General features: G+C 28.5%; 24 protein-coding genes. 5 read left to right on the top strand and 19 right to left on the bottom strand.

Annotated features, from left to right (window positions below):
* Position 1 precedes the first annotated feature (1 nt).
* Together hydG and ACI48P_RS11470 are read left to right on the top strand one after the other, a co-directional pair.
* Entirely contained in the window at positions 2 to 1,378 is a 1,377-nt protein-coding gene (gene hydG / locus ACI48P_RS11465) for a [FeFe] hydrogenase H-cluster radical SAM maturase HydG (protein WP_475215803.1), read from the top strand.
* A gap of 86 nt (positions 1,379 to 1,464) precedes the next feature.
* Positions 1,465 to 2,046 carry a hypothetical protein gene (locus ACI48P_RS11470; RefSeq protein ID WP_475215805.1) on the top strand — a complete coding sequence of 194 codons (582 nt, stop codon included), beginning with the start codon at positions 1,465 to 1,467 and terminating at the stop codon, positions 2,044 to 2,046.
* 67 nt (positions 2,047 to 2,113) lie between these two features.
* On the opposite strand, the gene phoU is transcribed toward ACI48P_RS11470, so the two are convergent.
* The 6 genes from phoU to ACI48P_RS11500 all read right to left on the bottom strand — a co-directional run bounded on the left by phoU (position 2,114) and on the right by ACI48P_RS11500 (position 7,058).
* Positions 2,114 to 2,767, bottom strand: coding sequence for a phosphate signaling complex protein PhoU (gene phoU / locus ACI48P_RS11475; protein WP_475215806.1), 654 nt, complete (start codon positions 2,765 to 2,767; stop codon positions 2,114 to 2,116).
* Between the two features lie 18 nt (positions 2,768 to 2,785).
* Entirely contained in the window at positions 2,786 to 3,544 is a 759-nt protein-coding gene (gene pstB / locus ACI48P_RS11480) for a phosphate ABC transporter ATP-binding protein PstB (protein WP_475215808.1), read from the bottom strand.
* A 12-nt stretch (positions 3,545 to 3,556) separates the two neighbouring features.
* Positions 3,557 to 4,381 carry a phosphate ABC transporter permease PstA gene (gene pstA / locus ACI48P_RS11485; RefSeq protein WP_475215809.1) on the bottom strand — a complete coding sequence of 275 codons (825 nt, stop codon included), beginning with the start codon at positions 4,379 to 4,381 and terminating at the stop codon, positions 3,557 to 3,559.
* 1 nt (position 4,382) lies between these two features.
* Complete coding sequence (gene pstC / locus ACI48P_RS11490) at positions 4,383 to 5,282, bottom strand: phosphate ABC transporter permease subunit PstC (RefSeq protein ID WP_475215811.1); 900 nt, start codon at positions 5,280 to 5,282, stop codon at positions 4,383 to 4,385.
* 124 nt (positions 5,283 to 5,406) lie between these two features.
* Positions 5,407 to 6,234, bottom strand: a complete 828-nt coding sequence (locus ACI48P_RS11495; RefSeq protein ID WP_475215812.1) for a phosphate ABC transporter substrate-binding protein — start codon at positions 6,232 to 6,234, stop codon at positions 5,407 to 5,409.
* A 278-nt stretch (positions 6,235 to 6,512) separates the two neighbouring features.
* Entirely contained in the window at positions 6,513 to 7,058 is a 546-nt protein-coding gene (locus ACI48P_RS11500; protein ID WP_475215814.1) for an NADH peroxidase, read from the bottom strand.
* Positions 7,059 to 7,269: 211 nt separating this feature from the next.
* Here ACI48P_RS11500 and ACI48P_RS11505 point away from each other — a divergent pair, with 211 nt between their 5' ends.
* On the top strand, positions 7,270 to 7,845 hold the full coding sequence (locus tag ACI48P_RS11505) for a manganese efflux pump MntP (protein WP_475215816.1): 576 nt from the start codon (positions 7,270 to 7,272) through the stop codon (positions 7,843 to 7,845).
* A gap of 193 nt (positions 7,846 to 8,038) precedes the next feature.
* Here the strand turns inward: ACI48P_RS11505 and ACI48P_RS11510 are convergent, their stop codons facing one another.
* The 10 genes from ACI48P_RS11510 to ACI48P_RS11555 form a co-directional block, all read right to left on the bottom strand.
* Positions 8,039 to 8,746 carry a 5'-methylthioadenosine/adenosylhomocysteine nucleosidase gene (locus ACI48P_RS11510; RefSeq protein ID WP_475215818.1) on the bottom strand — a complete coding sequence of 236 codons (708 nt, stop codon included), beginning with the start codon at positions 8,744 to 8,746 and terminating at the stop codon, positions 8,039 to 8,041.
* 260 nt (positions 8,747 to 9,006) lie between these two features.
* Positions 9,007 to 9,567, bottom strand: coding sequence for a nitroreductase (locus tag ACI48P_RS11515; protein ID WP_475215820.1), 561 nt, complete (start codon positions 9,565 to 9,567; stop codon positions 9,007 to 9,009).
* Positions 9,568 to 9,599: 32 nt separating this feature from the next.
* On the bottom strand, positions 9,600 to 10,010 hold the full coding sequence (locus tag ACI48P_RS11520) for a DUF2628 domain-containing protein (protein WP_475215822.1): 411 nt from the start codon (positions 10,008 to 10,010) through the stop codon (positions 9,600 to 9,602).
* A 94-nt stretch (positions 10,011 to 10,104) separates the two neighbouring features.
* Positions 10,105 to 11,496 (bottom strand): Na+/H+ antiporter NhaC family protein, encoded by a 1,392-nt coding sequence (locus ACI48P_RS11525; protein WP_475215824.1) that lies wholly within the window; start codon positions 11,494 to 11,496, stop codon positions 10,105 to 10,107.
* 172 nt (positions 11,497 to 11,668) lie between these two features.
* Positions 11,669 to 12,076, bottom strand: a complete 408-nt coding sequence (locus ACI48P_RS11530; RefSeq protein ID WP_475215826.1) for a hypothetical protein — start codon at positions 12,074 to 12,076, stop codon at positions 11,669 to 11,671.
* Positions 12,077 to 12,078: 2 nt separating this feature from the next.
* A complete protein-coding gene (locus ACI48P_RS11535; RefSeq protein WP_475215827.1) occupies positions 12,079 to 13,392 on the bottom strand; it encodes a rhodanese-like domain-containing protein in 1,314 nt (437 codons plus the stop codon).
* Positions 13,393 to 13,607: 215 nt separating this feature from the next.
* Positions 13,608 to 14,588 carry a TDT family transporter gene (locus tag ACI48P_RS11540; RefSeq protein WP_475215828.1) on the bottom strand — a complete coding sequence of 327 codons (981 nt, stop codon included), beginning with the start codon at positions 14,586 to 14,588 and terminating at the stop codon, positions 13,608 to 13,610.
* 11 nt (positions 14,589 to 14,599) lie between these two features.
* Positions 14,600 to 15,082, bottom strand: a complete 483-nt coding sequence (locus ACI48P_RS11545) for a C-GCAxxG-C-C family protein (RefSeq protein ID WP_475216534.1) — start codon at positions 15,080 to 15,082, stop codon at positions 14,600 to 14,602.
* A gap of 460 nt (positions 15,083 to 15,542) precedes the next feature.
* Positions 15,543 to 17,327 carry an ABC transporter ATP-binding protein gene (locus ACI48P_RS11550; protein ID WP_475215830.1) on the bottom strand — a complete coding sequence of 595 codons (1,785 nt, stop codon included), beginning with the start codon at positions 17,325 to 17,327 and terminating at the stop codon, positions 15,543 to 15,545.
* Positions 17,324 to 19,051, bottom strand: a complete 1,728-nt coding sequence (locus tag ACI48P_RS11555; RefSeq protein ID WP_475215831.1) for an ABC transporter ATP-binding protein — start codon at positions 19,049 to 19,051, stop codon at positions 17,324 to 17,326. Before ACI48P_RS11555 ends, ACI48P_RS11550 begins: the two co-directional genes overlap by 4 nt.
* 335 nt (positions 19,052 to 19,386) lie before the next feature.
* Between ACI48P_RS11555 and ACI48P_RS11560 the strand changes: the two genes are divergently transcribed.
* Positions 19,387 to 21,543 carry a YhgE/Pip domain-containing protein gene (locus tag ACI48P_RS11560; protein ID WP_475215833.1) on the top strand — a complete coding sequence of 719 codons (2,157 nt, stop codon included), beginning with the start codon at positions 19,387 to 19,389 and terminating at the stop codon, positions 21,541 to 21,543.
* A gap of 166 nt (positions 21,544 to 21,709) precedes the next feature.
* Here the strand turns inward: ACI48P_RS11560 and ACI48P_RS11565 are convergent, their stop codons facing one another.
* The gene (locus tag ACI48P_RS11565) at positions 21,710 to 22,165 is read right to left on the bottom strand and encodes a hypothetical protein (RefSeq protein WP_475215835.1); all 456 of its coding nucleotides are present in this window, start codon (positions 22,163 to 22,165) and stop codon (positions 21,710 to 21,712) included.
* A 124-nt stretch (positions 22,166 to 22,289) separates the two neighbouring features.
* Between ACI48P_RS11565 and ACI48P_RS11570 the strand changes: the two genes are divergently transcribed.
* Positions 22,290 to 22,604, top strand: a complete 315-nt coding sequence (locus ACI48P_RS11570) for a phage holin, LLH family (RefSeq protein WP_475215837.1) — start codon at positions 22,290 to 22,292, stop codon at positions 22,602 to 22,604.
* A 233-nt stretch (positions 22,605 to 22,837) separates the two neighbouring features.
* On the opposite strand, the gene ACI48P_RS11575 is transcribed toward ACI48P_RS11570, so the two are convergent.
* Together ACI48P_RS11575 and ACI48P_RS11580 are read right to left on the bottom strand one after the other, a co-directional pair.
* Positions 22,838 to 22,960 carry a DUF4177 domain-containing protein gene (locus ACI48P_RS11575; RefSeq protein WP_475216536.1) on the bottom strand — a complete coding sequence of 41 codons (123 nt, stop codon included), beginning with the start codon at positions 22,958 to 22,960 and terminating at the stop codon, positions 22,838 to 22,840.
* A 288-nt stretch (positions 22,961 to 23,248) separates the two neighbouring features.
* Positions 23,249 to 24,595 (bottom strand): MATE family efflux transporter, encoded by a 1,347-nt coding sequence (locus tag ACI48P_RS11580; protein WP_475215839.1) that lies wholly within the window; start codon positions 24,593 to 24,595, stop codon positions 23,249 to 23,251.
* Positions 24,596 to 24,655: the final 60 nt, after the last annotated feature.

Genomic DNA, 24,655 nt, shown 5'->3' on the forward strand with positions numbered 1-24,655 from the left:
TATGTTTATAAATCATGATTATATAAAAAATGTACTTAAGGAAGCGAAAAATGCTACAAATGAAGATATACAAAAGGTATTAGATAAGGCAAGTAATAGAGAAAAACTATCTTATGAAGATATAGCGGTACTTCTTCAAGTTGAAGATAAAACTATGACTGATAAGTTATTTAAGATAGCTGGCGAAATAAAAAATGAAATCTACGGAAACAGGGTTGTATTATTTGCTCCACTGTATATTTCTAACTACTGTGTGAATCAATGTGCATACTGTGGTTTTAGTGCTTGTAATAAGTTTAAAAGAAAAAAACTTACTATGGAAGAAATTCAAACTGAAGTTAAAATACTAGAAAAAATGGGGCACAAAAGGTTAGCACTTGAAGCTGGTGAAGATCCTAAAAACTGTGATATTAACTATATTTTAGATGCCCTTGATGCAATCTACTCTACTACAAACGAAAATGGAGCAATAAGAAGAGTTAATGTAAACATAGCCGCAACTACTGTTGATGACTATAATAAATTAAAAGAAAAAGGTATAGGAACTTATATATTGTTCCAAGAAACATATCACAAACCTACTTTTATAAAAATGCATGGTGACTCTATAAAAAATGACTACTACTACCATCTAACAGCTTTTGATAGAGCAATGGAAGCTGGTATTGATGATGTAGGCGCTGGTGTATTATTTGGATTAAGTGATCCTAAGTTTGAGGTATTAGGACTTATGATGCACAATGCTCATTTAGAAGAAAAATATGGTGTTGGTTTCCATACAATATCATTCCCAAGACTAAAAAAAGCTGAAGGTATGAGCTTAGAAGATTATCCTCATATAGTTGATGATGAAATGTTTAAAAAGATAGTAGCAATAACTAGACTTGCAGTTCCTTTTACAGGAATAATAATGTCTACAAGAGAATCTGCTGACATGAGAAATGAACTACTTAAGTACGGTGTATCTCAAGTAAGTGCTGGTTCTATGACAGGAGTTGGTGGATATAAAGCATATGAAGATGGAGAATCTATAGATCAGTTTGAAGTTGGAGATCATAGAAGCCCTATGGAAGTGTTAAAAGAGCTTGTTTCAGATGGTTATATACCAAGTTACTGTACAGCATGTTACCGTACTGGTAGAACTGGAGATAGATTTATGGCTCTTGCTAAAAGTAAGGAAATACACAATGTTTGTACACCAAATGCACTAACAACCTTAATGGAATTTTTACTTGATTATGGAGATGAAGAATTAATAACTATAGGGCAAGATTTAATTTCTAAAGAAATCTCCAAAATAGAAAGAGATGATATAAAAAATATCGTAATCAACAATATTTCTGCACTTAAACAAGGTGAAAGAGACTTGTACTTGTAGAAAAAACACTACTTCCTTTTATTCTATATTTATCATTTGATTCGTAAAATATTCTAGGTGAATATGAATAGAAGGAGGTTGCTTTATTGGATAATGATAGCAATAAAAATATCAGTAAAAATAAGAAGAGCAAGACAATAAAATTTGAAGATATAAAACAACAAAGGGAAAGTTTCAAAAGCTCGAATAATAAAAATTTAAAACACAACAAACCTTCCTCTAAAAATAATACTACACAAAATAAAAAAGTTATTTCCTATAGAATTACTAAAAATAAAAGAATGGCTAAATCTGTATTTTTTAAAAACAGATCTCCAATATTAATAATTATTGCTATAGCTATATTTTGCTTTATATCTTTTGCAATAAAAAATAATAGGTCTGATTCTTTAAATACTTCTGGGAGTAATTTCACATCAGTAGACCCTACAATAAATCAAAATGACTTTGTTCATTATTCAAATATAATTTCAGATGATGTAAATAAAATCTTAAATATGAGTAATTCTGAAGCTATAATAACTGAAACAATGCATAAAAACGGAAGTGAAGTATTAGCTCAAGGGTATTTTTACTGGGAAAATGGTGAAAAAGTATATTTTGATATAACATTAAGAGATGATATTCCTATTTCATTATTAATAAACGGTAGAGAATATATAAACTAGGGTGTTGTGATATATTTAGCAACACCCTTTATATATGATTACTAATCGTATATATTTTCATTATTATCTAATCAATTTCTATCATTTCACCTTTAATTGAGTATATAACTAACTCACAAATATTAGTAATATGATCTCCTATTCTTTCTAAATATCGACCCACAAAAAGCAATTGGACACCTTGGCTAATATTTTTTGGATCTCTTCTCATCGCTCCTACAGCATCTATATAAACATCATCGCAAAGTTCATCTACTATATCATCTTGTAGCGCTGTTTTATGTGCAAGCTTGTCATCATTTTCTATAAATGCTTTTTTTGCACTTCTTAACATAGACATACATACATTTTTCATCTTAGGTATATCTATTAATTCTTCTACATACTCATCGTTACCTATTTTTATATTTTCCATTGCAATATTTACAGCATAGTCTCCTACTCTTTCAAGCTCTAGAGCTATTACACCTAATGCATATATTGTTCTTAAGTCAGTAGCTAGTGGTTGTTTTAAGGCTATTAGTTCTATACTCTTCTCTCTTATTATCGATCTTAAATCATCTATATCATCATCAAGAAGCAATACTTCCTTAGATAACTCCACATCTTTATTAACCATTGCATCTATAGATTTTGTAACTATGTTTTCACATTTATCCATCATATCTATAGTATAGTCTTTTAGCTTATTGATATTTAAATCCATATTATTTAAATTCATATTAATAAACTCCTTATTTTAACCAAATCTACCTGTTATATAGTCTTCGGTTCTTTTATCTTTAGGATTAGTAAAAATAACATTTGTATTATCAAATTCAACTAATTCTCCAATTAAGAAAAATGCTGTTTTGTCTGATATACGAGCTGCTTGTTGCATATTGTGAGTAACAATTACTATTGTATATTTTCCCTTCATCTCTTGAATTAATTCTTCAACCTTTAATGTAGAAATTGGATCAAGAGCTGATGTAGGCTCATCCATAAGAATTACTTCTGGTTTCATTGCAATTGCTCTAGCTATACATATACGCTGTTGTTGTCCTCCAGAAAGTCCCATGGCAGAAGATTTTAGTCTATCCTTAACTTCATCCCATATTGCAGCACCTTTTAAGCTATCTTCAACTATTTTATCCAAAGTCTTTTTATCTTTTATACCATGTACCCTAGGTCCATATGCTACATTTTCGTATATACTCATAGGAAATGGATTAGGCTTTTGAAATACCATACCTACCTTTGTTCTAAGTTTTATAACATCATCACTTTTGTAGATATCTTCTCCATCTAACTTTATTTCTCCAGTTATTTTTACATTATCAATTAAATCATTCATTCTGTTTAATGTTCTTAAAAAAGTAGATTTTCCACAGCCTGAAGGTCCAATAAATGCAGTAACTTCATTTTCTTTAATATCTATATTTATTCCCTTTAAAGCCTTATTATCTCCATAGAATAGCTCTAGGTTTTTTACACTTATTTTAGTATCATGTGACATTTTTGCACCTCATTAATAATTTGCTTTATTAATTTTTTTACTAATTAATTTAGCTACAGTATTTAGTATTAGAATTATTACTATTAATACGATACCTATTGCAGCTGCCTCTTCTATATTTCCTTTTTCCTTTGTAACTAAGTATGCATGTACAGTTAGTGTTCTGGCACTATCAAATATACTTCTAGGCATTTGTGCCACAGTACCTGCTGTAAGAAGTATTGCTGCTGACTCTCCAACCACTCTACCTATAGATAAAATAAGTCCAGATAAAATTCCAGGTATGGCACTAGGAAGAATTACCTTATATAAGGTTTGGAATCTTGTTGCACCAAGTCCTAGTGAGGCTTCTCTATAATTTGAAGGTACTGTCTTTAATGATTCTTCTGTTGTACGAATTATTACTGGTAAAATTATTATTGAAACTGTTAAAGCACCAGATAGTAATGAATAATTAAAGCCTAATACTACTACAAAAAATATTCCTCCAAATAAACCATAAACTATTGATGGTATACCTGCTAAGCTTTCAGTAGCAAACCTTATTAGCTTTACCACTTTCCCTTGTTTTGCATATTCTTGTAAATATACTGCTGCCAAAACCCCTACTGGAGTTGCAATTACTACAGATAAAAAGATTATATACAAAGTAGCCACAATCATTGGTAGTATTCCACTAGCACCACTTGCTGAGTAGCTACTAAATAAAAAGCTAGGTGATATTAATTTAATTCCTTTTATAAATATAAAACCTACTATAGTAACTAATACAGCTATTGTAAAGATTGCAGATAACCATACTAGTATATTAAGTAATATTTCTTTAGTTTTTCTCATTTTAGCTTCCTGCCTTACCTGAGATTTTTGTTAATATGAAATTTAATATTAAAATAAATGTAAATAGCACTACTCCTGTGGCAAATAACATTTCTTGATGAGTACCAAATGCATAACCCATTTCAAGAGCTATATTCGTTGTTAAAAGTCTTACACTATCCATTATTGACTTTGGTATTACTGGTGAGTTACCCGCAACTAATATAACTGCCATAGTTTCTCCTATAGCTCTACCTACACCTAATACTACAGCTGCTAATATACCCGACTTAGCTGCTGGAAGTACTACCTTAAAAGTAGTCTCAGTTCTTGATGCACCAAGTGCAAGAGAACCTTCTTTAAATACCTTAGGTACTGCTCTAAGGGCTGTTTCTGATACTGCTATTATTGTCGGAAGCATCATTATTGCTAAAACTATAATAACTGCTAATAAGCTTTGTCCCTTTGGTAAATTAAACATCTTTTGAATATTTGGAACTATAAATGCAAGACCAAATACTCCATATAAAACTGACGGTATGCCTGCTAATAACTCAACAGCAGGAGATATTATTTTCCCTACTTTCTTTGGTGCAATCTCAACTATAAATACAGCTGTTAATATTCCTATTGGCACACCAATAATTAATGATCCAAAAGTAGCAAGTAGTGATGATAATATCATAGGCAGTATCCCAAATTTATCAGCACTAGGCACCCACTCTTTACCAAATAAAAAGTCTATAAAAGAATAGCCCTTTAAGACAAATGGAGTTAATCCCTTATAAAAAACAAATCCTATAATCAGCAACAAGCTTAATACAGCTATTAAAGCACTAATTAGGAATATATTTTTAGTTAAAGAATCTATAAAATATTTATTCTTATTATTATTGTTGTTTATCTTGTCCTTAGTTTCCATGTTAGCCTCCAAATATGGAGAGGCTGACCATAAATAAAATTTAATGACAGCCCCATATTAACACAATTTATTTCTTATTAAATTATCATTTATATCTATAGTCTAATTAAATTCATATATTAGATTATTTTATTTTTATTAATCCATTTTCTTCTACTATCTTTTGACCTTCTTCGCTTAATATAAAGTCTATAAACTTCTTAGAATTTTCATCTGCTTTATCTTCTTTATAAACTAATAAGAACGGTCTAGATATTTTATATTTTCCATCTTTTACATTGCTAGCATTTGGAGCTACAGCATCAACATCTAAAGCTTTTATAGTATCATCTATATACTCAAAAGAAATAAATCCTATAGCATTTTCATTTGTTGCTACAGTAGTTTTTATATTTCCTGATCCATCACCAATTTGTGCGTTTGGAGTAAGTTCTTCTGATTTATATCCTACTATTTCTTGGAAAGCATCACGAGTACCAGAACCATCTTCTCTTGATACAACAACTATAGCAGCGTCTGCACCTCCAACGTCCTTCCAGTTTGTTATTTTACCTGTATATATATCTTTTATTTGAGCCATAGAAAGTGACTTAACAGAATTTCCTTTGTGAGTTATTATTGCTATACCATCATGAGCTATTTCTACTTCCTTAAGACCAGCATCTTTTTCTTCTTTCTTTAAATCACGAGAAGACATACCAATCTGTACAGTACCATTTATAGCATCCTTAATCCCAGCAGAAGAACCTAACTGATTTACTTGTACACTTATATCACCATTAGAAGCCTTAAACTGCTCAGCTTCTTTTTCGATTAAAGGACCAACAGAAGTAGAACCAGAAACAGTAACTGAAGCTCCTTTACTTTCAGTACCACCCTTAGAACATCCCGCACCTAAAGTACAAACCAAAGCCAAACTAGTTAATAAAACAGCAATTTTCTTATTAAACATATGTACCTCCAATTATTAATAATTTTCCAATATTACTAGTATTACCATATTAATGAAGAGATATTTATTTTTTTATCTATATTTCATGATAATCCCATATATTTTTCTTTTCCCGCCAACCGCCCAATTTCAATAGATATTTATGTGAAATGAAGTTGTGTGTGCGACCAAGCGAAGGGATGAATGTGTAAGTTCTAAGGCCATTTGCAGACCCGCTCCTGGTCTGCATGGCACAGAACTTACACATCCACCCCGGAGCGCCCCGTCGTACCCACAACCTATTTCCCAAAATATCTAGTCAACAATCCAAGGAATGATTTGCCGTGACGGGCTTCATCTTTGCACATTTCATGCACCGTATCATGAATAGCATCTATCCCAAGCTCCTTAGCTTTCTTAGCCAGCTTTAATTTACCTTCAGTAGCACCATACTCAGCCTCAACTCTTGCTTCTAAGTTATCTCTAGTATTATCTGCTACTACCTCTCCTAGCATTTCAGCAAATTTAGCAGCATGCTCTGCCTCTTCATAAGCTATTCTATGATAGGCCTCAGCAATCTCTGGATAGCCATCCCTATCAGCTTGGCGACTCATTGCCAAGTACATACCAACCTCTGTACACTCTCCAATAAAGTTTGCTCTTAATCCCTCTATAATCTCCTCATCAAGACCTTTAGAAATACCGATTCTATGTTCATCAGCCCAATATACATTATCTTTTAATTCATCAAATTTTTCTGCTCCTACACCACATACAGGACATTTTTTAGGCGGTTTTTCACCTTCATATATATAGCCACAAACTAAGCATACAAACTTTTTCATCTTTTTCCTCCTACTTATTACCTCAAAATATGTACTTTATTTAATTAAAGTTTCTTATGATTTATAGCATAATGCTTGTATTATTTACATAACATTTATAGTATACCTTTGCTCAATTTTATTTATACATAATGCTAAAGTTTGGGTATATTTTAAACTTTATATTTGCACAATATGTTTATGCTAATTTACTTACAAAGGAGGATAATTTATGGGAGCCTTAAGTGTATTTCTAACAGCTTTTGCTCTTTCAATGGATGCATTTGCTGTATCTGTTACTAAAGGAATTACGTTAAAAAAAATAGATATTAAAATAGCCTCTAAAATAGCTCTTTTCTTCGGGTTATTTCAAGGAGTTATGCCTTTAATAGGATGGTCTTTAGGTATTAGATTTGAATCTTACATAAAATCAGTAGATCACTGGATAGCATTATTTTTGCTTAGCTTTATTGGTATAAAAATGATAATGGATGCTAGAGATAATGATGATGAACTAGGTCCTCCAACTCTAGATACAAAGGAATTATTAATATTATCTGTTGCTACAAGTATTGATGCACTAGCAATTGGAGTAAGTTTTGCTTTTTTGAATATCGCTATAGTTCCAATATGCTCAACTATTGCAGTAGTTACTTTTTTGACATGTTTAGTTGGTGTGTTAATAGGTAAAAAGATAGGCTCATTATTTAAAAATTATGCTCAAATTATAGGAGGTATAATATTAATATTAATTGGATTTAATATTTTTAATGAGCATACTCACTTTATATCCTCTTTATTTTTCTAAAATAATTATTAATAATTAAAATAGCAACTATCTTAGGCGTTTCTACATCTAAAGTAGTTGCTATTTTTCGTTTAAGAATATATTAAGATTCTTCACCAATTCTACTCTAGAAATTATAATTTAAGCCTCACAATTATTTAAATAAATTAAACCTTAAGAAGTTTTTAAATTTATTAGTTGTTCTATATTTTAATTATAGTACTTTAACTAAATATAATTCTCTTAATATACATTTAACTAAATTGGATGATATTTGTGATGCTTTATCGCAGTTTTTTTCAAATTCATCTATGCCACAATTACTCGCTGTATCAGTAATTGTCCTTATTGCAATAAATGGAATCTTATTAACATAGCAAACATGGGCAACACTTGCAGTTTCCATATCTATAGTTAGTGGAGTATACTTATTATTAATGAATTCTCGTCTTTCCTCTTCTATAAATGCTTCACCAGTTAGCATTCTTCCAAATACAATATTATACTCACTCTTAAAGTTCGCAATACTTTTTTGTGCTATAGTTATGAGTTTTTCATCTGACTTAAAATATATAGAGTGCAGCCATGGATGGAATTCTGTTAAAATACCCTCATCAACATCATGATAAGCTACTTCAGTAGAAATTACTGTATCAAAAATTTCAAGACTATTCTCCATTCCTCCAGCTACTCCCGCATTAACTATAATATTACATCCATAAGTATCTATTAATATTTGTGTTGCAATAGCAGCATTAACCTTGCATACACCACTAAATAAAGCAACAATATCTATTCCTTCAATTTTTCCTTCGTAAAATTTCAACATTGCTTTTTCCGTTAGTACACAATCATCTATCATGGGTATAAATGGAGCTACTTCACTATCACCTGCACATAAAATACCTATCTTCATTTTCATATTTAATATCTTTCTCCTCTAACTAAATTGTAAATTCCTGTTTAGCTATATGCTAGCATAATTATCCTTAATCTACATTATATAATAATGGTTTACTAATTATTATATTCAAGATGTTTCTCTAAACATTCATTGAGTTAAAGCCAACATACATAAATTAAATCAAAAACAAAATAACACTATTAATAAATTCATTAACAATGTTATTTATGATGTAAATTTGTATGTAATTTAAAATAAAAAAGACTTAAACAGTTTATTTATAAAGAATTAAAAACAATAGGTCGTTTTCTATTAGGTAACCCTTGCTTAGATTTTATATAGCCAATTGACATTGGACAAACTAACTCATAGTTCTCTGGAACATTATATTTTTCTTTAAATTCTTTTCTATTAAGTGTATCTTGTGCAAATCCAATCCAACAAGTTCCTATATCCATACTATGAGCAGCCAACATAATATTAGAAGCCGCTAAAGTACAATCATAAACATACCAGTGAGATTGTGTATTTCCATATATAAGTATTAATGTATTTGCATTGTTAAATACACTAAAATTAGGGTCCTTAAGAAGGCTAATATATTTTTCCAAAAAATCATATTTCTCAATATTATCTAATAGATATGTTTTTGTTTCATCAGACATTTTCTGTATTTCTTCTTTTCCTTGAATAATTACAAATCCCCATGGCTGTAAATTAGATCCAGTAGCCGCTTTTGTTGATAATAATATTAATTTCTCAATAGTTTCACTTGATATTTCCTTATCTAAATAATTCCTAACACTTCGCCTTGAATTTATACCATCTATAATATTCATATTATCCCCCTTATAAATATTAATTCTTACTTTTAAGCTGATAAAAATGTACCTAATAATATTATTACTACTATTGGAACTATTATATTAGTACCACCTTTTCTTTTAAATGCCTTTTCCCTTTCATAACTATCTAAGCTTCTAATATTAACTAAATTATTTTCAACATATTCTAAGTATAATCTGTTGCCATATGCACCTACCAATATCCAAAATAGTAGTGATAATAAATCTCCAAATACAGGTATAAAAGAGATTGTATAATTAATTGCCATCATTAAAAGTCCTGCTACATACATTTTTCTGTACAAAGCCCAATACCCGCTAAAAATAAAGGCTGACCAGTTCCAACTAGCTCTTTTACCCTTCATTTTCATATCTTCATATTTGTTCATATAGTATGTAGAGTTGCTATCAATAAAATACCTCATATCATTATCCATATATATCCCTCCTTATTTATATTTATTAAATAACTATTCATAATTTTGAAGGCATATACTATTCATTTTTCACTATCACTAAAGCTAACTTTATTTAATCAACATCTCCCATTATTTCTTTACTACCTTCACTTTGAATTTTATTTACCATGGAAGATGATAAAGACACTATTGGAGAAATGAAACATAACACAGCAAATGGAGCATAAGCTACACAGGAAACTCCTGTCACCAGCCCTATTATTAATGCATTAATATTCCAAGGAAGTATTGGTGCAATAATAGTACCTGTATCAGATATACATCTAGCTAATGTACTTTTATTTATATTTAGCTCATGGTATTTTGACTTTAATAACTTAGATGGAATTACTATTCCTACAGTTTGGTCACAGGTTAAAATAGTTAAAAATCCACTTATAAGCCCCGTCTTTATTATTAATTGCTTCCTATTATTTATTTTGTTTATTATATCTTTAGTTAAATAACTTATTATTCCTGTTCCTTCTAAAAGTGTTCCTAGTGCTATAGCTCCAATAACTGTAAAAGTAACGGAAACCATAGACCAAACCCCACCACATACTAAAATGTTATTTACTAAACTTGATGGTGTATTAGCTTTAAATCCAAATAATATATATTTCAATAATTCTATTAATTTTATATCTTGAACTAACATACTAATAAATCCACCAACTAATACTCCAGCTATCATACAATGAGTTGACTTAACACCAAATACAGACAATATTATTATTGCTATAGGAAGTAAAAGTAAGTATGGAGAAATGAAAAACTCACTACCTAAGGTACTAATTAATTCTATTGATTCCTTCGTTCCTTCTACAACCACATACTTATTTCCTAATATAAAATAAATCACTGCTGTTATAATAATTGTAGGAATTAATGTATAACATGATGACTTTAAAAATTCTTTATAATCTGTATTTGTAGTGCTTAATGTTAAATTTAATATACCAGAGATCGGTGATATTCTATCAGCTAAAAATGCCCCTGAGACTATCACCCCCACAATAACATGTGTTGGAATTCCAAAGCCCCTACCTAATCCTAATATAGCTAAACCAATAGTACTTATAGTTCCTACTGCTGTTCCCATAAATATAGAAGTTAATGATATTAATAAAAAAGAAGCAAAAAGGAAGTTCACTCCATTTAAGTAGTTTAATCCATAATAAATCAAGGAAGGAACTACCCCTGAAGACAGCCAAACAGATACTGTAGCACCTATTAATAAAATTACAACATATAAGCTTTTACAGTCTGCTAGACCTTTAAATATTATGTTTTTTATCTCAGTTTTTGTATATCCACTTTTAATAGATATTATTGATGTAGAAAATACACCTAATAAAAAAGCATATACTAGTGAAATATCAAATATTACACATAGTATTATAGGCAATACACTACATATTATTGATAAGTATATATATCTTTTGTTTATTTTACACTCTTCCATAAATCCCCCTTTATAAAAATTCGCTTTACCTATACTACTTTGGTAAATCACTTAATTTAACCAAAATTTCATTATATAAAAAAAGTACTATTATTAAATAATAATAGTACTTCTCAATATGTATAATTAAATATCAGTCTATATATTCCCTTTAATTACACAATTATTTATTTTATTTTTTTCCTATAGATACATTTAATCCTAGATTTATCATACTTAAGCCACTATTTATTATCATTGAAAGTAAAACAAAGTAATAAGCTTTAAGTGAAAAATCCTTAAATGTCAATATTATACCTATTATTGAGAACAATATTACTGATATACTAGCAAGCTTAATGTTATTTCTATTTTTAATAAATACAAATACACCAATTGCTATAAAAGCTACAAATATTATTCTTATAATATTCATGTTATTATTAGTAAAAATTGCTTCAAATTGAACATTTTTACTTAACAAGAATCTATGCATCATCATTTTTTTGTTTCCAAAATACTCTAGTACAAATGGTGCTAATAATAAAACTAGGTTTATAAAATATATTAAACCTGTAACTATTTTTCTAAATATCTTCACTATTATTTAGCCTCTCCAGTTACTATTTCATTTGCTGTATCTGCTATCCATTCATACCATCCACCATCAAATAAAGTAGTGTTTTTCATTCCCATTGCATCTGTATACCATAATACTTCTGCAACTCTCCATCCTGTACCACAGAAGAATGCAAGATTTTTATCAGTTGTTATTCCTTCTTCTTCCCACATCTTTATTATATCTTCTTTATTTTTCATAGTATTGTCTATGTTTCTATATTCAAATATGTCTTTACCCCATTTATCACCAGGTATTCTACCTGCAACAGTTATATCACTATATCCTGGAGTTTTTCCTATATATTCATCGTAGCTTCTTACATCAACTAATGTATTTTTTTCAGGATCCGCTAACATCTTTTTAGCTTCTTCCATATCTATTATTACATCTTTATTTGCTGGTACTGTAACACCAAATGAATCTACAGCTACCTTTTTATTAACATCTTTCTCAGCATCAAATCCAGCTTCTTCCCACTTAGCATATCCACCATTTAATACTCTAACATCTTCTACACCCATATATTTAAGTATAGCAGCAGCTCTATATGCAGCCATTTGATCAGCTCCATATAATATTACTTGAGTATCTGAAGTTATTCCATAGCTAGTTGCAAAAGCTTCTAATTCTTTATCCGATTTTCTATTCCAAATAGGTCCTTCTTCAAAATCATCTGTATTCATATGAACAGCACCTGGTATATGTCCTTTTTTATAATCATCAGATTCTTCTCCCCAGCTAACTTCAAATATTTTATAGTTAGTTGAGTTTTTATCTATTACATCTTTTATCCACCATGCTGGAACTACTATATCATAATTTTCATAGCTTTCCATTTTTAATGAATCATCATTTGCATAATCATTAACATCATATGTATATAAATTTTCAAATCCTTTATCACTTAAGTATGATGCTACAGCTTTTGCATCTTCCCCGTTTGCATCATATAATACTACATTCTTTTCTTTAGTAATACCTTTAGTTTCTAATGCTTTATCTAATGTTTCATCTTTATTGTCAGCTTTAACTTCTAGCCAATCAGAAGAAAAATCAGTAGCACCATCTATATGTCCACCTCTTTTAACTCCATCTTCTATCCATCCATTAAATGCATCATTACTTCTTGTATCTACTATTACCCAATCTTCTTTATCTAAATTTGATACAACCTCTTCTGTTGTAATACTTTTTGCTTCTACTTCTTTATTGCTTTCTTCTTTCTTGTTATTCGAACATCCTGTTAAAACTAATGCAGATATTAATCCAAGTCCAATAAGTTTTTTTAGTTTCATAAGTCCTCCTATAATGTATTAACTATAAATTCAAATTAAATTATATCATAATATTAACAAAGTTAATTATAGCTTGTATCTATTCTAACTATGTCCAATATAGTTTTTTTCTATAATACCTTTTTATTAATTTTTACAACCATCTAAAAGATAATTTTATATTTTAGAACAAAACCACTGCATACTTAAACAGTGGTTTTAACTAAATTACACTCTTAGTTACTTTGTAATTTTAATTCTTCCTTATTGCTAAAGCTTTCTATTAAAAAAGTAATAGATTTATATACTGCATATAAAATTACAATTAATGCAATTACTATTTGCACATAAACAAAACTATTTAACATCCCTTGTAGAGGTGATCCTATTTTGCCTAAGTATTTAACATATCTTTGACATGCAATAACCCCTATAGCCAATGGGAATGTTAGTGGAGCAAGTGCTGGTAATGCCTTTGCTTTTATTAACCTTGGTAAAAATAAATATGTCCAAATAATTGATATATAAGCTACTACCGCTAGTATTGATATTAATATTTTATTTGGAGATTCAGATACTGCTATGTAAGATGCTAAGCATATACTTGCAGGTGCAGCCATTATCATCAAAGTAGGTCTTTTTGGTCCTTCTAATTTTTCGAGAGCAAATAACCTATATAGCATTAATAATCCTACCACCACAAATAGTATTAATGAATAATAAAATACCATATTTGCAACTTGAGGTAGTCCCATTGGTTTACTTGTAACTGATGCAACACCCATTCCTACTGTAGGTATAAACCAGCTTGGTATAAGGTCAACTAGCTTGAAATTTTTTAATCTTTCAATAAAAAATGCTATCGAAATTAAAAAATGTGAAATTATTGCAAATAACCACAACATCTGAGCTGCCGGTTTACTAAATTGAACCACATATACAGCCATTACCATTAATGTCATAAATATAGTAGGATATATACTTCCTAATAATGGATGTTTTAATTCATTCCTAACTATTTTAGGATATTTTATTGCTTTTATTAGTATTAAAAATAAACATACAATTGAAAATAACACAGCAATATGTCTTAACCAGCTAATTCCAAAATCAACTAATGCAGTTGAAATACTCATAAAGCCTAGTGAAATTGCAACTAGCGCTATAGGCATATTCTCAAAAGTATTTTTCGAAGTATTTGTATTTGATGAATTCATTTATTATACCTCTAATCGTTTAACTCTATTTTATTATTTTCTATTAATTTTTCTGCTATGTATGCACAAACTTCCCCAGTTATTTTTACACAATGAGCTTTTCTTTCTGGTGATCCAAATTCAAAGTTTTTAACCATTACTCTGCAACAAGTACTTTTGTATATTCCCTTAATATGATCATGTAAATCCGCTGCATGAATAAACATTTCATCGTGCATGCTTTCACCATGGTTTCTTCCATATACCATACCTAATGCCATAACTCCACCACTTACAGCTCCACAAAGACATCCAGACTTTCCTATACCTATTGGAAATCCTGAAGCTAACTTTGTAATCTCATCTGGTAAAGGTTTGCCAAGCAAATCATTTATAGTCTTTACTACTGCCTCTGAACAGAAAAATTCACCTCTTTGGAAATACCCCTCTGCTATTGCTCTTACTTCTTCTACTTTCTTATCTTTTACCTGTTCCATTTCTTCTAGTTTAATCACCAAAATTCGCCTCTTTTCTTGTATATTCAACTAAATTTTATTATATATAAAACCATATGTAAAATAGTTATTATCAATACACTAAGGCTTAACTATAGAAATATTCTATTTATTATAATCTTTTTTCTAACTTTTTTTTTAATTATAGCAAGTTTATATCATAATCATGTTTTATTAAATCAAAACGAGTTATTACATATGCCAAGTTAAAAAGAAAAAAGCTAGTAAATAGTTAGGCTCTATGAAATTATAAGCTGCATAGAATAATCTCAGTATTATCCTACACTACTTTTTTAATTCCATAGAGCCAATATTTATTTACTGCCTATGTTAAGTTTTATTACAAATCTTTTGTTATTCGTCCTTCTTTAATATTTTGCCTCTACATAAAAATGAGACACAAGTACCTACTCCTACTAATACTAATAGTAAAACTTTCAATATCTTTGATTGTTTCATTTTACCCCCCCTTAGTTAATAGGATGTTATTATAATATATTCCTTTTTGCTCCATAAGTTCCATATGATTACCACATTCAGCAATTTTACCATCTTTTAACACTATAATATTATCACAGTGATAAATCGTGCTTAGTCTATGAGCAATTATAATACTAGTTCTATCTTCCATAATGACTTTTATAGTCTCTTGTATCTTCCTTTCTGTAGAAGTATCTATACTACTCGTAGCTTCATCCAATATTAAAATATTAGGATTTTTGAGAATTGTTCTTGCAATACTAATAAGTTGTTTTTGACCTTCACTTAAGCCATCACCTTGTTCTGAAAGTAATGTATTGTATCCATTCTTTAATTTTGATATAAATTTATGTGCATTAGCGATTTTACTAGCATTAATAATTTCTTCTTCATTAGCTTCCAAGTTTCCATACCTAATATTTTCCATGATAGTATCATTAAATAAATAAACTTCTTGAGGTACTACACCAATAAAATCTCTTAAACTTTCTTTGTCAAATTCTTGTAAATTATTCTTATCTAAAATAATAACTCCACCATCTATATTGTAAAGATTGGTAATTAGATTTATTATTGTTGTTTTTCCACTTCCAGTTTCTCCTATAATAGCATTAGAGCTTCCTTTTTTAATATACAAGTTAATATTATCTAATATTTTATTTTTCTTATCATAAGAAAAACTAACATCTTTAAATTCTATATTACTATCACAACATTCTTCTAAATGTAATTTACCAATATTTTTTTCATCTTCTTCATCAAATATTTCAAAAACTCTTTCACATCCAGCCATAGCAGATTGGAAGGTATTATATAGGTTTGCTATTTCATTTAATGGTCTAGTAAACTGTTTTGTATAGCTTAAAAAACTTGCTATTACTCCTACAGTAATATAATCTTTGGAAGCAAGAATTCCTCCTGCTATACAAACAATAGCAAAACCAAAGTTACTAATAACATTCATTAAAGGCATTAATAAACCCGTGTATATTTGAGCCTTTAGTGATGCACCAAAAAGCCTATCGTTAATTTCTTTAAAGTCATTTATAGCTTTTTCTTCATAATTAAATCCTTTTACTATATTAATATCTGAAATTACTTCTTCAACTTGAGCATTTAACTTTCCTAATTCTACTTGTTGTTCTTTAAACAATATTCTAGTTCTCTTAGTAATAAATCTACTCAAAAACATTACAAGTGGAATTAATAATAAACTTAAAATTGTCAATTCTACACTTAAAAGTAACATCATTATAAAAGTCAAAACTATGTTTAATATATCAGAAATTAAAGACACCACGGCACTAGAAATACCACTACTAATATTATCAACATCATTAGTAAACCTACTCATAGTGTCTCCTCTTGAAGTTTTATTGTAAAATGATATTGGTAGATTTTGAAGTTTTATAAATAAATTGCTTCTTATCTTTTTAACTACTCTTTGAGACATCTTAGCAGTAAGTATACTACTTAAAACATCAACTACAAAGTTAATAAAATAAAAGGATGCTAATACTGTTATTACCTTCATAAAAATAGAATTAGCCATACTCTCTTCTATAATATCAATTATCTTTCCAATATAATAGGGAATTCCTATTCCAATTAAGGACTGTATAATAACTAATAATCCTATTAATAATACCAGTTTTTTCTCATCTTTAAAAAATGAAAGTACTCTCTTAGATGTATTTTTAAAATCCCTTGGTCTTACTTTTCTCTTAAATCTAGTTTCATTTTTTCCACCTACTCTTACACTCATTTAATCTCCTCCTTCCCTATAAGTTGAAGTTCATAAATCTCTTTATATTTAGGAGAATTATTTAATAAGTTATCATGAGTATCAAAACCAACTATACTTCCTTCATCTAATACCATTATTCTGTCACAATCTACTATTGAACTAACTTTTTGTGAAATTGTAATAATAATAGATTTATTATTTTTAATATATTCATTTATATTTTTCTTTAATTTATTTTCTGTACTTATATCCACTTTGCTATAACAGTCATCTAATATTAATATTTTTGGCTTTTTAACTAACGCCCTAGCGATTGTTAATCTTTGTCTTTGACCTCCTGAAAGACTTTTCCCACCTTGAGAAATTATTTCATTATAGTTATTTTCTAAGTTACTAATAAAATCATGTGCATCTGCTATTTTACAAGCCTCTACCACGTCTTCTATACTAATATTTTCATTTCCCAGATTTATATTTTCTATTATACTTTTTCCAAACAAACTAGGCCTTTGAAAAACTAAACCTATGTTATCTCTTAATCTTTGCTCATTAATATCATTAATATTATTTTTACCTATACTTATATTTCCAGAATCAACCTTATATAATTTAGCTATCAAATTAATTAATGCAGTTTTGCCAGAGCCTGTTTCCCCAATAATTCCGATTTTTTCACCTTCTTTTATATTAAAAGAAAGATTTTTAAGTACCATATGATCCTCTATATAAGAAAAGCATACATCCTTAAACTCAATATCTCCATCAACAAAGTCTTCCTTTTTATCACCTGTATCTGTATCCTCATTATTATCAAGTACCTCTAATATTCTTTCATAAGAAGCTCTTGCTCTTACAAAAACGTTTAGTAAATTTGCAATCATAACTAAAGATGTTAGTATTCTAGCCATATAGTTTATATATGCTACTATTACACCTACTTTTAGAGTCCCTAAATTAACAAATCTAGCTCCTATTAATAGAATTACTATTGTAGCAATATTTAATATAAATTCTATTGTAGGTCTAAATAATGCCACTCTTATAATTGCTTTTGTACTGTTTGTATATAGTTCTTCATTATATTTTTCAAACTTATTTATTTCATAATCTTCTCTTTTAAATAACTTAACTATCTTTACTCCACTTAAATACTGTCTAAGCTGTCCATTAACTTTATCTGTACTTTTTTGTACTCTCTTAAAAAATAAATTTCCTATTTTCATATTTGAAAATATAACTATAAATATGAAAATTATTGCTACTAATATTATTAATGACAACTTAAAGTTTAGCTTCATTGCAATAATAAAACTACCTACACACAAAATAGGAGATTTGATAAATACTCTCATCATTCCATGTACAAAATGTTGTATTTGAGTTACGTCATTTGTTGTACGAGTTATTAATGACGCTCTACTAAATTTATCTATAGTTCTTAAAGAAAATTGGTTTATCTTAACAAAAATATCACTTCTAAGCTCTGTTGCAAATCTTTGAGATACATTTGTGGATACAATATTTCTAAGTACTGCAAATACTGCTCCAAGTAAAGTTATACCTATCATTATTGCTCCAGTAGATAAAATATAATTAATATCTTTGTTGTAAATTCCAACATCAATAATTTGGGCCATAATTGTTGGTTGAGCAAGATCACAAATTGCTTCAATAGTTAATAAAAACACTGCTAAAAGAAATAACCAAATGTATTTTTTTATATACTTATTAAAATATCTCATAGCCCCTCCCTACTTATGACATTTAATCTTTAATTTTATTTTCTTCTATCTCTATACTTTATTTACTTTATATATCTGTGTCTTGAGTTATTCTATCTATACTTCGTTTAATTTTGGATCTATGTTTTGTGTAATTTTATATATGTACTTTATGTAATTCTATATATATTTTATTCTAATTTTATTCTTATAATCCTATTCATCAGAAAAAAATCTTATTTCCTAGATCGTTAAAGCTATCTAATAATATCTTACTCCTTATTTTTCAAAATCTAAAGCTTTATAAATTATATATGTAAATTATTAGTTTTTGCACAAAATATAAATTGACGGAGGTGTATTATTTGAAAAACATATTTAAAATATACAAGGATGACATAAATGGTATTATAAAAAATTATGCATTATTAATAGTTATAATAGGTCTTTGCGTACTTCCCTCTTTATATGCTTGGTTTAATATTAAAGCCTCTTGGGACCCCTATGGTAGTACAGGTAACATATCTGTTGCCGTAGTCAATAAAGACTTAGGTAGCAATGTATTTGATAAGGAAGTAAATATAGGGAATGAGTTAATAAACAAATTGAAAGATAATAAAAATTTGGGTTGGAAGTTTGTAGATGAAAAAACAGCACTAAATGGTGTTGAAATTGGCACTTATTATGCATCTTTAGAAATACCAGAAAACTTCTCTAAAGACTTAACTTCACTTTTAAGCTCAGAAGTTAAAAAAGGAATTATTACTTATACTGTTAATGAAAAAATCAATGCCATAGCTCCTAAAATTACTGATAAGGGAGCATCCACGATACAATTAGAAGTTAATCAAACTGTAGTAAAAACAGTAAGTGAGACAATTTTTGAAATATTTAATGAGGTTGGTATACAGTTAGAAAAAGAATTACCTAAACTAACTCAAGTAGAAAGCTCTTTAGTTGAAGTTCAAAATAAGTTTTCAAATATAGAAAATACTATTAATTTAGCTTATGATGCTACTTCAAAAATTGGTAATATTGTAAAAGAGCTTCAAGGTGATATGCCTTTAATAAAAGAAACAATAAATAACTCTAAAAACTTATCAAATGATATGAAAACTTTTATAGAAGATACTAAAGGAAGCATTAACCAGATATCACCAACTATAAAAACTGATTTAGGAATTGTATCTGACTTATCAGCTTCTGCATCAGACACTATACAAAATATTATTGATATAGTAAACAAGGGCTATGATAATGCACCTGAAATTATAGATAGTCTTAGTAGCAAACTATTAAACTTATCAAATACTTCTAATACCTTAAGTAGCTTTTTAAAGAAATTAGATAAGTTTGCACCAGGTAATCCTCTTAAAGATGTAATTGCTCAGTTAGATAGCATAAATTCTAAACTAAATACTGCAATTACTGATTTAGAAACTGTCAAAAATCAAATTGCCTCAGGTCAAAAACCATCATTAGATAAATTAAATAATATGTTAACTTTAAGTAATGATATTAATATCATAGCTAGTAATTTATTATATAACTTTGACTTAAAAATTAGCGGTCCAATAAACAAAATTTTTGAAGAAAGTATTGTAGTTGCAAACAATATTATAGATGTTTTAGACAAGGCCTCAGCTAATTTACCAGAAGTTGAAGAAATACTAAGTACATCTCTTGCTTTTTCAAATGGTGCAAAAGATAGCATAGATTTTATTAAAGAAAAAATACCTTTAGCTAAATCTATGGTAAATGATTTAGTAGATGCAATTTCAAAAATAAATAACAGCAAGGAAGTAGAAGAAATTATAGCCTTACTAAAAAATGATATAATATCTCAATCAGAATTTTTAAAACAACCAGTTGATTTAGTTACAAAAAAGCTATACCCTATTGCAAATTATGGTTCTGCAATGACACCTTTTTATACCGTATTATCTTTATGGGTTGGTGTTTTATTACTTTTATCTTTACTTACAACGGAGATTCATGGACCTTTTAAACCATATGAAGTTTACTTTGGAAGAGGTCTTACATTTTTAACCTTGGCAATAATACAAGCTCTTATTTGTAGTATAGGTGACTTATATGTACTTGGAGTAAGTACTGTAGAGCCTACATTATTTGTACTTTTATCAGTTTTCACTAGCTGCGTGTTTACATTTATTGTTTACTCATTGGTATCTGTATTTGGAAATGTTGGTAAGGCAATTGGTGTAGTTTTATTAGTTATTCAAGTTGCAGCATCTGGTGGAACCTTTCCTATTGAAGTTACACCACCATTTTTTAGAATGGTAAATCCTTTTTTACCTTTCACATATGCAATAAGTGGACTTCGCGAAGCCGTAGTTGGAGTTTATATGAATAATTTATCTAGAGACATAGTTGTATTATCAATATTTTTAATAACATCAATTTGTATAAATGTGCTATTAAAAGGACCTATAAATAGAGTTTCAGAAAAGTTTAGACATAAATTTAATGATAGCAATTTAACAGGACACTAGAAATCTAGTGTCCTTTTTACTAAAAAATATTATAATATTTGATTTATAAATAATACAGTTTTTATTTATAATACTTTTATTAATAATTAATATATTTTTTATTTATATATTTGCTTATTAGTAATTTTATTTAATAAATAATTTATAGTATTATCTTTTGTATTTACTATTTTTCTATTATATGACCATCATAATACTCATATTTATCATACTCTTCTTCTTTATAATCCTCTGGATTTACCTGAACATCTTTTTTACCATCTTTAGCCTTATCTAAAAAATCTTGCATCTCTTCTTGTGTAGTATCAGTACAATTTTCACAACTTATTCTTCTTGAATTAAATTCCTCTACCTTTTTTTCAATATCTTTTTTCTCTGCATCTTTTTTATCTACTTCTTCAATCGCTTGATCAAATAATTCTGCATATTCATCTTCATCGTAATCTTCATGAGATAAATATCTTTCTTCCTCTTCTTCGAAGTTCATTCTAGAATTTTTTACTGCTTTATATACACAATATGCTCCAACACCAGCTAGTGCAATACCTGCGTATATCATCATTTTTTTTCCATGTTCTTCTGTTTCTTTCTCAATTTTTTTCTTTAGAAAATAAGTTATCATAGCACATCTCCTTTGTTTATGTCATATCCTATATTATAGTATTTCAATTATTTGAATAATAATTATACTATTTTAAAATTTCATTTTTTTGTTATTTAAATTCAAATTTGGAGGTGACATTTTAATGGATGCTAACTTAATGAATTTATTACTTGCTTTAATCGCTTTAATTATTGGTAGCGGTGGAGTTTACTTAATAAGATTTTTAGGTAATAAAATAGGTCAAGATAAACTTACTGCTTTTTATCAAATTGCTAAAACTGTAGTTATGGCTTTGGAGCAAACTAATCCTGATATGGCAGGAGTAGATAAAAAAGCTTTAGCTGTTGCTAAGCTAGTTGAACTTACTGGTGGTAAAATTAGTGAGGCTGATGCTGATAGATTAATAGAGACTGCAGTCTATGAGGTTAAGAAATTATTAAATAACACTACTAATTAAAAATATATGGCTGTATTTGTATTAACTTTAGCTGTGTAATCACCGCTCGGTCAGGAAATATAATTTCCCTTCCATGCAGGCAAAAACAGGCCTGCAAATGTCAGTGGAACTTATATTTCCTGCCTTTCGCTAGCTTTCACAGCTTATTAATACATTTATACAGCCAACTTTTAATTACTTGTTATTTAATATAAAGAAGGCGTGTTTTATATATGTATTATTTTTATTTTTTGCTAATCTATTTCTTTTTCAAATATTATTTGATAGCAACATGGTAAGTAAACTCCGCTACTATCTGCTGGTGGCATAAGTATTTGTTTTAATCTCCATCCGTTTTTTGCCTCTTCGTTGATAATATCTTTACACTTTTCAAAATGGCTACCTTTTTTGCTAGAAATCCTTGACTTAATGTTACTTCTATAAATTTATATTCAAACATCGTCTATTCCCCCGCTCTTTTAAATCTTAATTATTTATTCGCCTGTTTTACATTATATAACAATTGTATACTACTTTGGATGCTACTTTCTATAAGATTCTTTTAATAATAAAATAAGACTTAAACTATTTAAAATTCAAAGTTTAAGTCTGTGTGTATTTTAATTTTCTTTTGAAGTTTGCTCCTAAAAATTAACCCGTTGTTATTAATCATCTAATACTATGTCGTTTTTACTTTTTTTGAATTTGATATATATTATTGTACATATTAATGTTATTAGCTCAGCAAATACTGCTGTTAGCCATATTCCATTTAATCCTAGTATTCTTGGTAATATCATTAATCCTGTTATTAAGAATATTATTCCTCTTCCTAATGATATTATATTTGACGCTACTCTGTATTCTATTGATTGATAGTATGAACCCATTACTATGTTTATTCCCATTATTATAAAGGCTATGAAGTAGTATCTTATTCCGTTTACTGTTATTTTTAGTAGTTCTCCTGTTTCACTCGTAAATATACTTACTATTTGCCTTGGGAACATTAATCCTAGTAAATAGAATACACAGCCTGTTATTAGTGCAAATATTAGTGCTTGTCTTTTTACGTGATCTACTCTATCAAATTGTTCTGCTCCGTAGTTGATGCTTATTATTGGTTGTATTGCCTGTCCTACTCCTGTGAATATTGATACACATATTAAGGCTACATTAGCAATTATGCTGTATGCACTTACACCTATTTCTCCTATCATTTTTAGGATTGCTATGTTGAATGTAAATATTACTATTCCAGAAGATATTTCAATTATAAAACTCGGCATACCATTGGTAAATATTCTTATAATTCTTTTTATTCTAGGTCTAAATTTAATAAATTTTAAAGTACACTTTTTGCTCATAAAATGAGTACATAGTATTAATAAATTTATTACAGATGATATAGCTGTAGCTAGTGCTGCTCCCTTTATTCCAAGCTTTAAATTGAAAATAAAGTAGTAATCTAAAAATATATTTAGTATTCCACTACATACTGTTGCTATCATTACTAGCCTTGGTCTATTATCATTTCTTACAAAAGATGCTATTGTATGAACTAGTATAAAACTAAAGCTTAAGAACAACATTCCACTTAAATAATCACTAACTAAGTTTATACTTTTTTCAGTTGCCCCAAGCATGTATCCTATTTCTTTTGTGTATAATACACCTATTATCGAAATTATAATCCCTACTATTACTGCTAATATAATTGTTTGTGTAAATATTCTTTTCGCTTCATATATATCATTTTTACCAACCATTATACTAAGAGCTGTTGCTCCGCCCATTCCAAGTAATAATCCTAGTGAGTTTAAAACATTAAAAATTGGTATTGATATATTAAGAGCTGCAAGTCCTTCACTCCCTATACCTCGTCCGACAAACATTGTATCTACTAATATGTAAAAAGATACTACCAACATACCTAATACACTGTTTATAAGATATTTTCTAAATACTTTATCAATATCATCATGCAATAATATCTTCTTTTTCTTATCCATAAAATATCTCCTTTCAAGCTACTTACAATAAACCTGAAGATCATATCTATAAATAAAATT

The organism is Romboutsia sp. LXY-2 (assembly GCF_056171995.1).

Bases quoted from the DNA above. Each gene is read 5' to 3' on its own strand.
- ACI48P_RS11525 (WP_475215824.1), bottom strand. From the start codon at position 11,496: ATGGAAGAGTGTAAAATAAACAAAAGATATATATACTTATCAATAATA.
- ACI48P_RS11570 (WP_475215837.1), top strand. From the start codon at position 22,290: ATGGATGCTAACTTAATGAATTTATTACTTGCTTTAATCGCTTTAATT.
- ACI48P_RS11495 (WP_475215812.1), bottom strand. From the start codon at position 6,234: ATGTTTAATAAGAAAATTGCTGTTTTATTAACTAGTTTGGCTTTGGTT.
- ACI48P_RS11550 (WP_475215830.1), bottom strand. From the start codon at position 17,327: ATGAGTGTAAGAGTAGGTGGAAAAAATGAAACTAGATTTAAGAGAAAA.
- ACI48P_RS11580 (WP_475215839.1), bottom strand. From the start codon at position 24,595: ATGGATAAGAAAAAGAAGATATTATTGCATGATGATATTGATAAAGTA.
- pstC (WP_475215811.1), bottom strand. From the start codon at position 5,282: ATGGAAACTAAGGACAAGATAAACAACAATAATAATAAGAATAAATAT.
- pstA (WP_475215809.1), bottom strand. From the start codon at position 4,381: ATGAGAAAAACTAAAGAAATATTACTTAATATACTAGTATGGTTATCT.
- phoU (WP_475215806.1), bottom strand. From the start codon at position 2,767: ATGAATTTAAATAATATGGATTTAAATATCAATAAGCTAAAAGACTAT.
- ACI48P_RS11510 (WP_475215818.1), bottom strand. From the start codon at position 8,746: ATGAAAATGAAGATAGGTATTTTATGTGCAGGTGATAGTGAAGTAGCT.
- hydG (WP_475215803.1), top strand. From the start codon at position 2: ATGTTTATAAATCATGATTATATAAAAAATGTACTTAAGGAAGCGAAA.
- ACI48P_RS11500 (WP_475215814.1), bottom strand. From the start codon at position 7,058: ATGAAAAAGTTTGTATGCTTAGTTTGTGGCTATATATATGAAGGTGAA.
- ACI48P_RS11555 (WP_475215831.1), bottom strand. From the start codon at position 19,051: ATGAGATATTTTAATAAGTATATAAAAAAATACATTTGGTTATTTCTT.
- ACI48P_RS11505 (WP_475215816.1), top strand. From the start codon at position 7,270: ATGGGAGCCTTAAGTGTATTTCTAACAGCTTTTGCTCTTTCAATGGAT.
- ACI48P_RS11565 (WP_475215835.1), bottom strand. From the start codon at position 22,165: ATGATAACTTATTTTCTAAAGAAAAAAATTGAGAAAGAAACAGAAGAA.
- ACI48P_RS11535 (WP_475215827.1), bottom strand. From the start codon at position 13,392: ATGAAACTAAAAAAACTTATTGGACTTGGATTAATATCTGCATTAGTT.
- ACI48P_RS11515 (WP_475215820.1), bottom strand. From the start codon at position 9,567: ATGAATATTATAGATGGTATAAATTCAAGGCGAAGTGTTAGGAATTAT.
- ACI48P_RS11520 (WP_475215822.1), bottom strand. From the start codon at position 10,010: ATGGATAATGATATGAGGTATTTTATTGATAGCAACTCTACATACTAT.
- pstB (WP_475215808.1), bottom strand. From the start codon at position 3,544: ATGTCACATGATACTAAAATAAGTGTAAAAAACCTAGAGCTATTCTAT.
- ACI48P_RS11540 (WP_475215828.1), bottom strand. From the start codon at position 14,588: ATGAATTCATCAAATACAAATACTTCGAAAAATACTTTTGAGAATATG.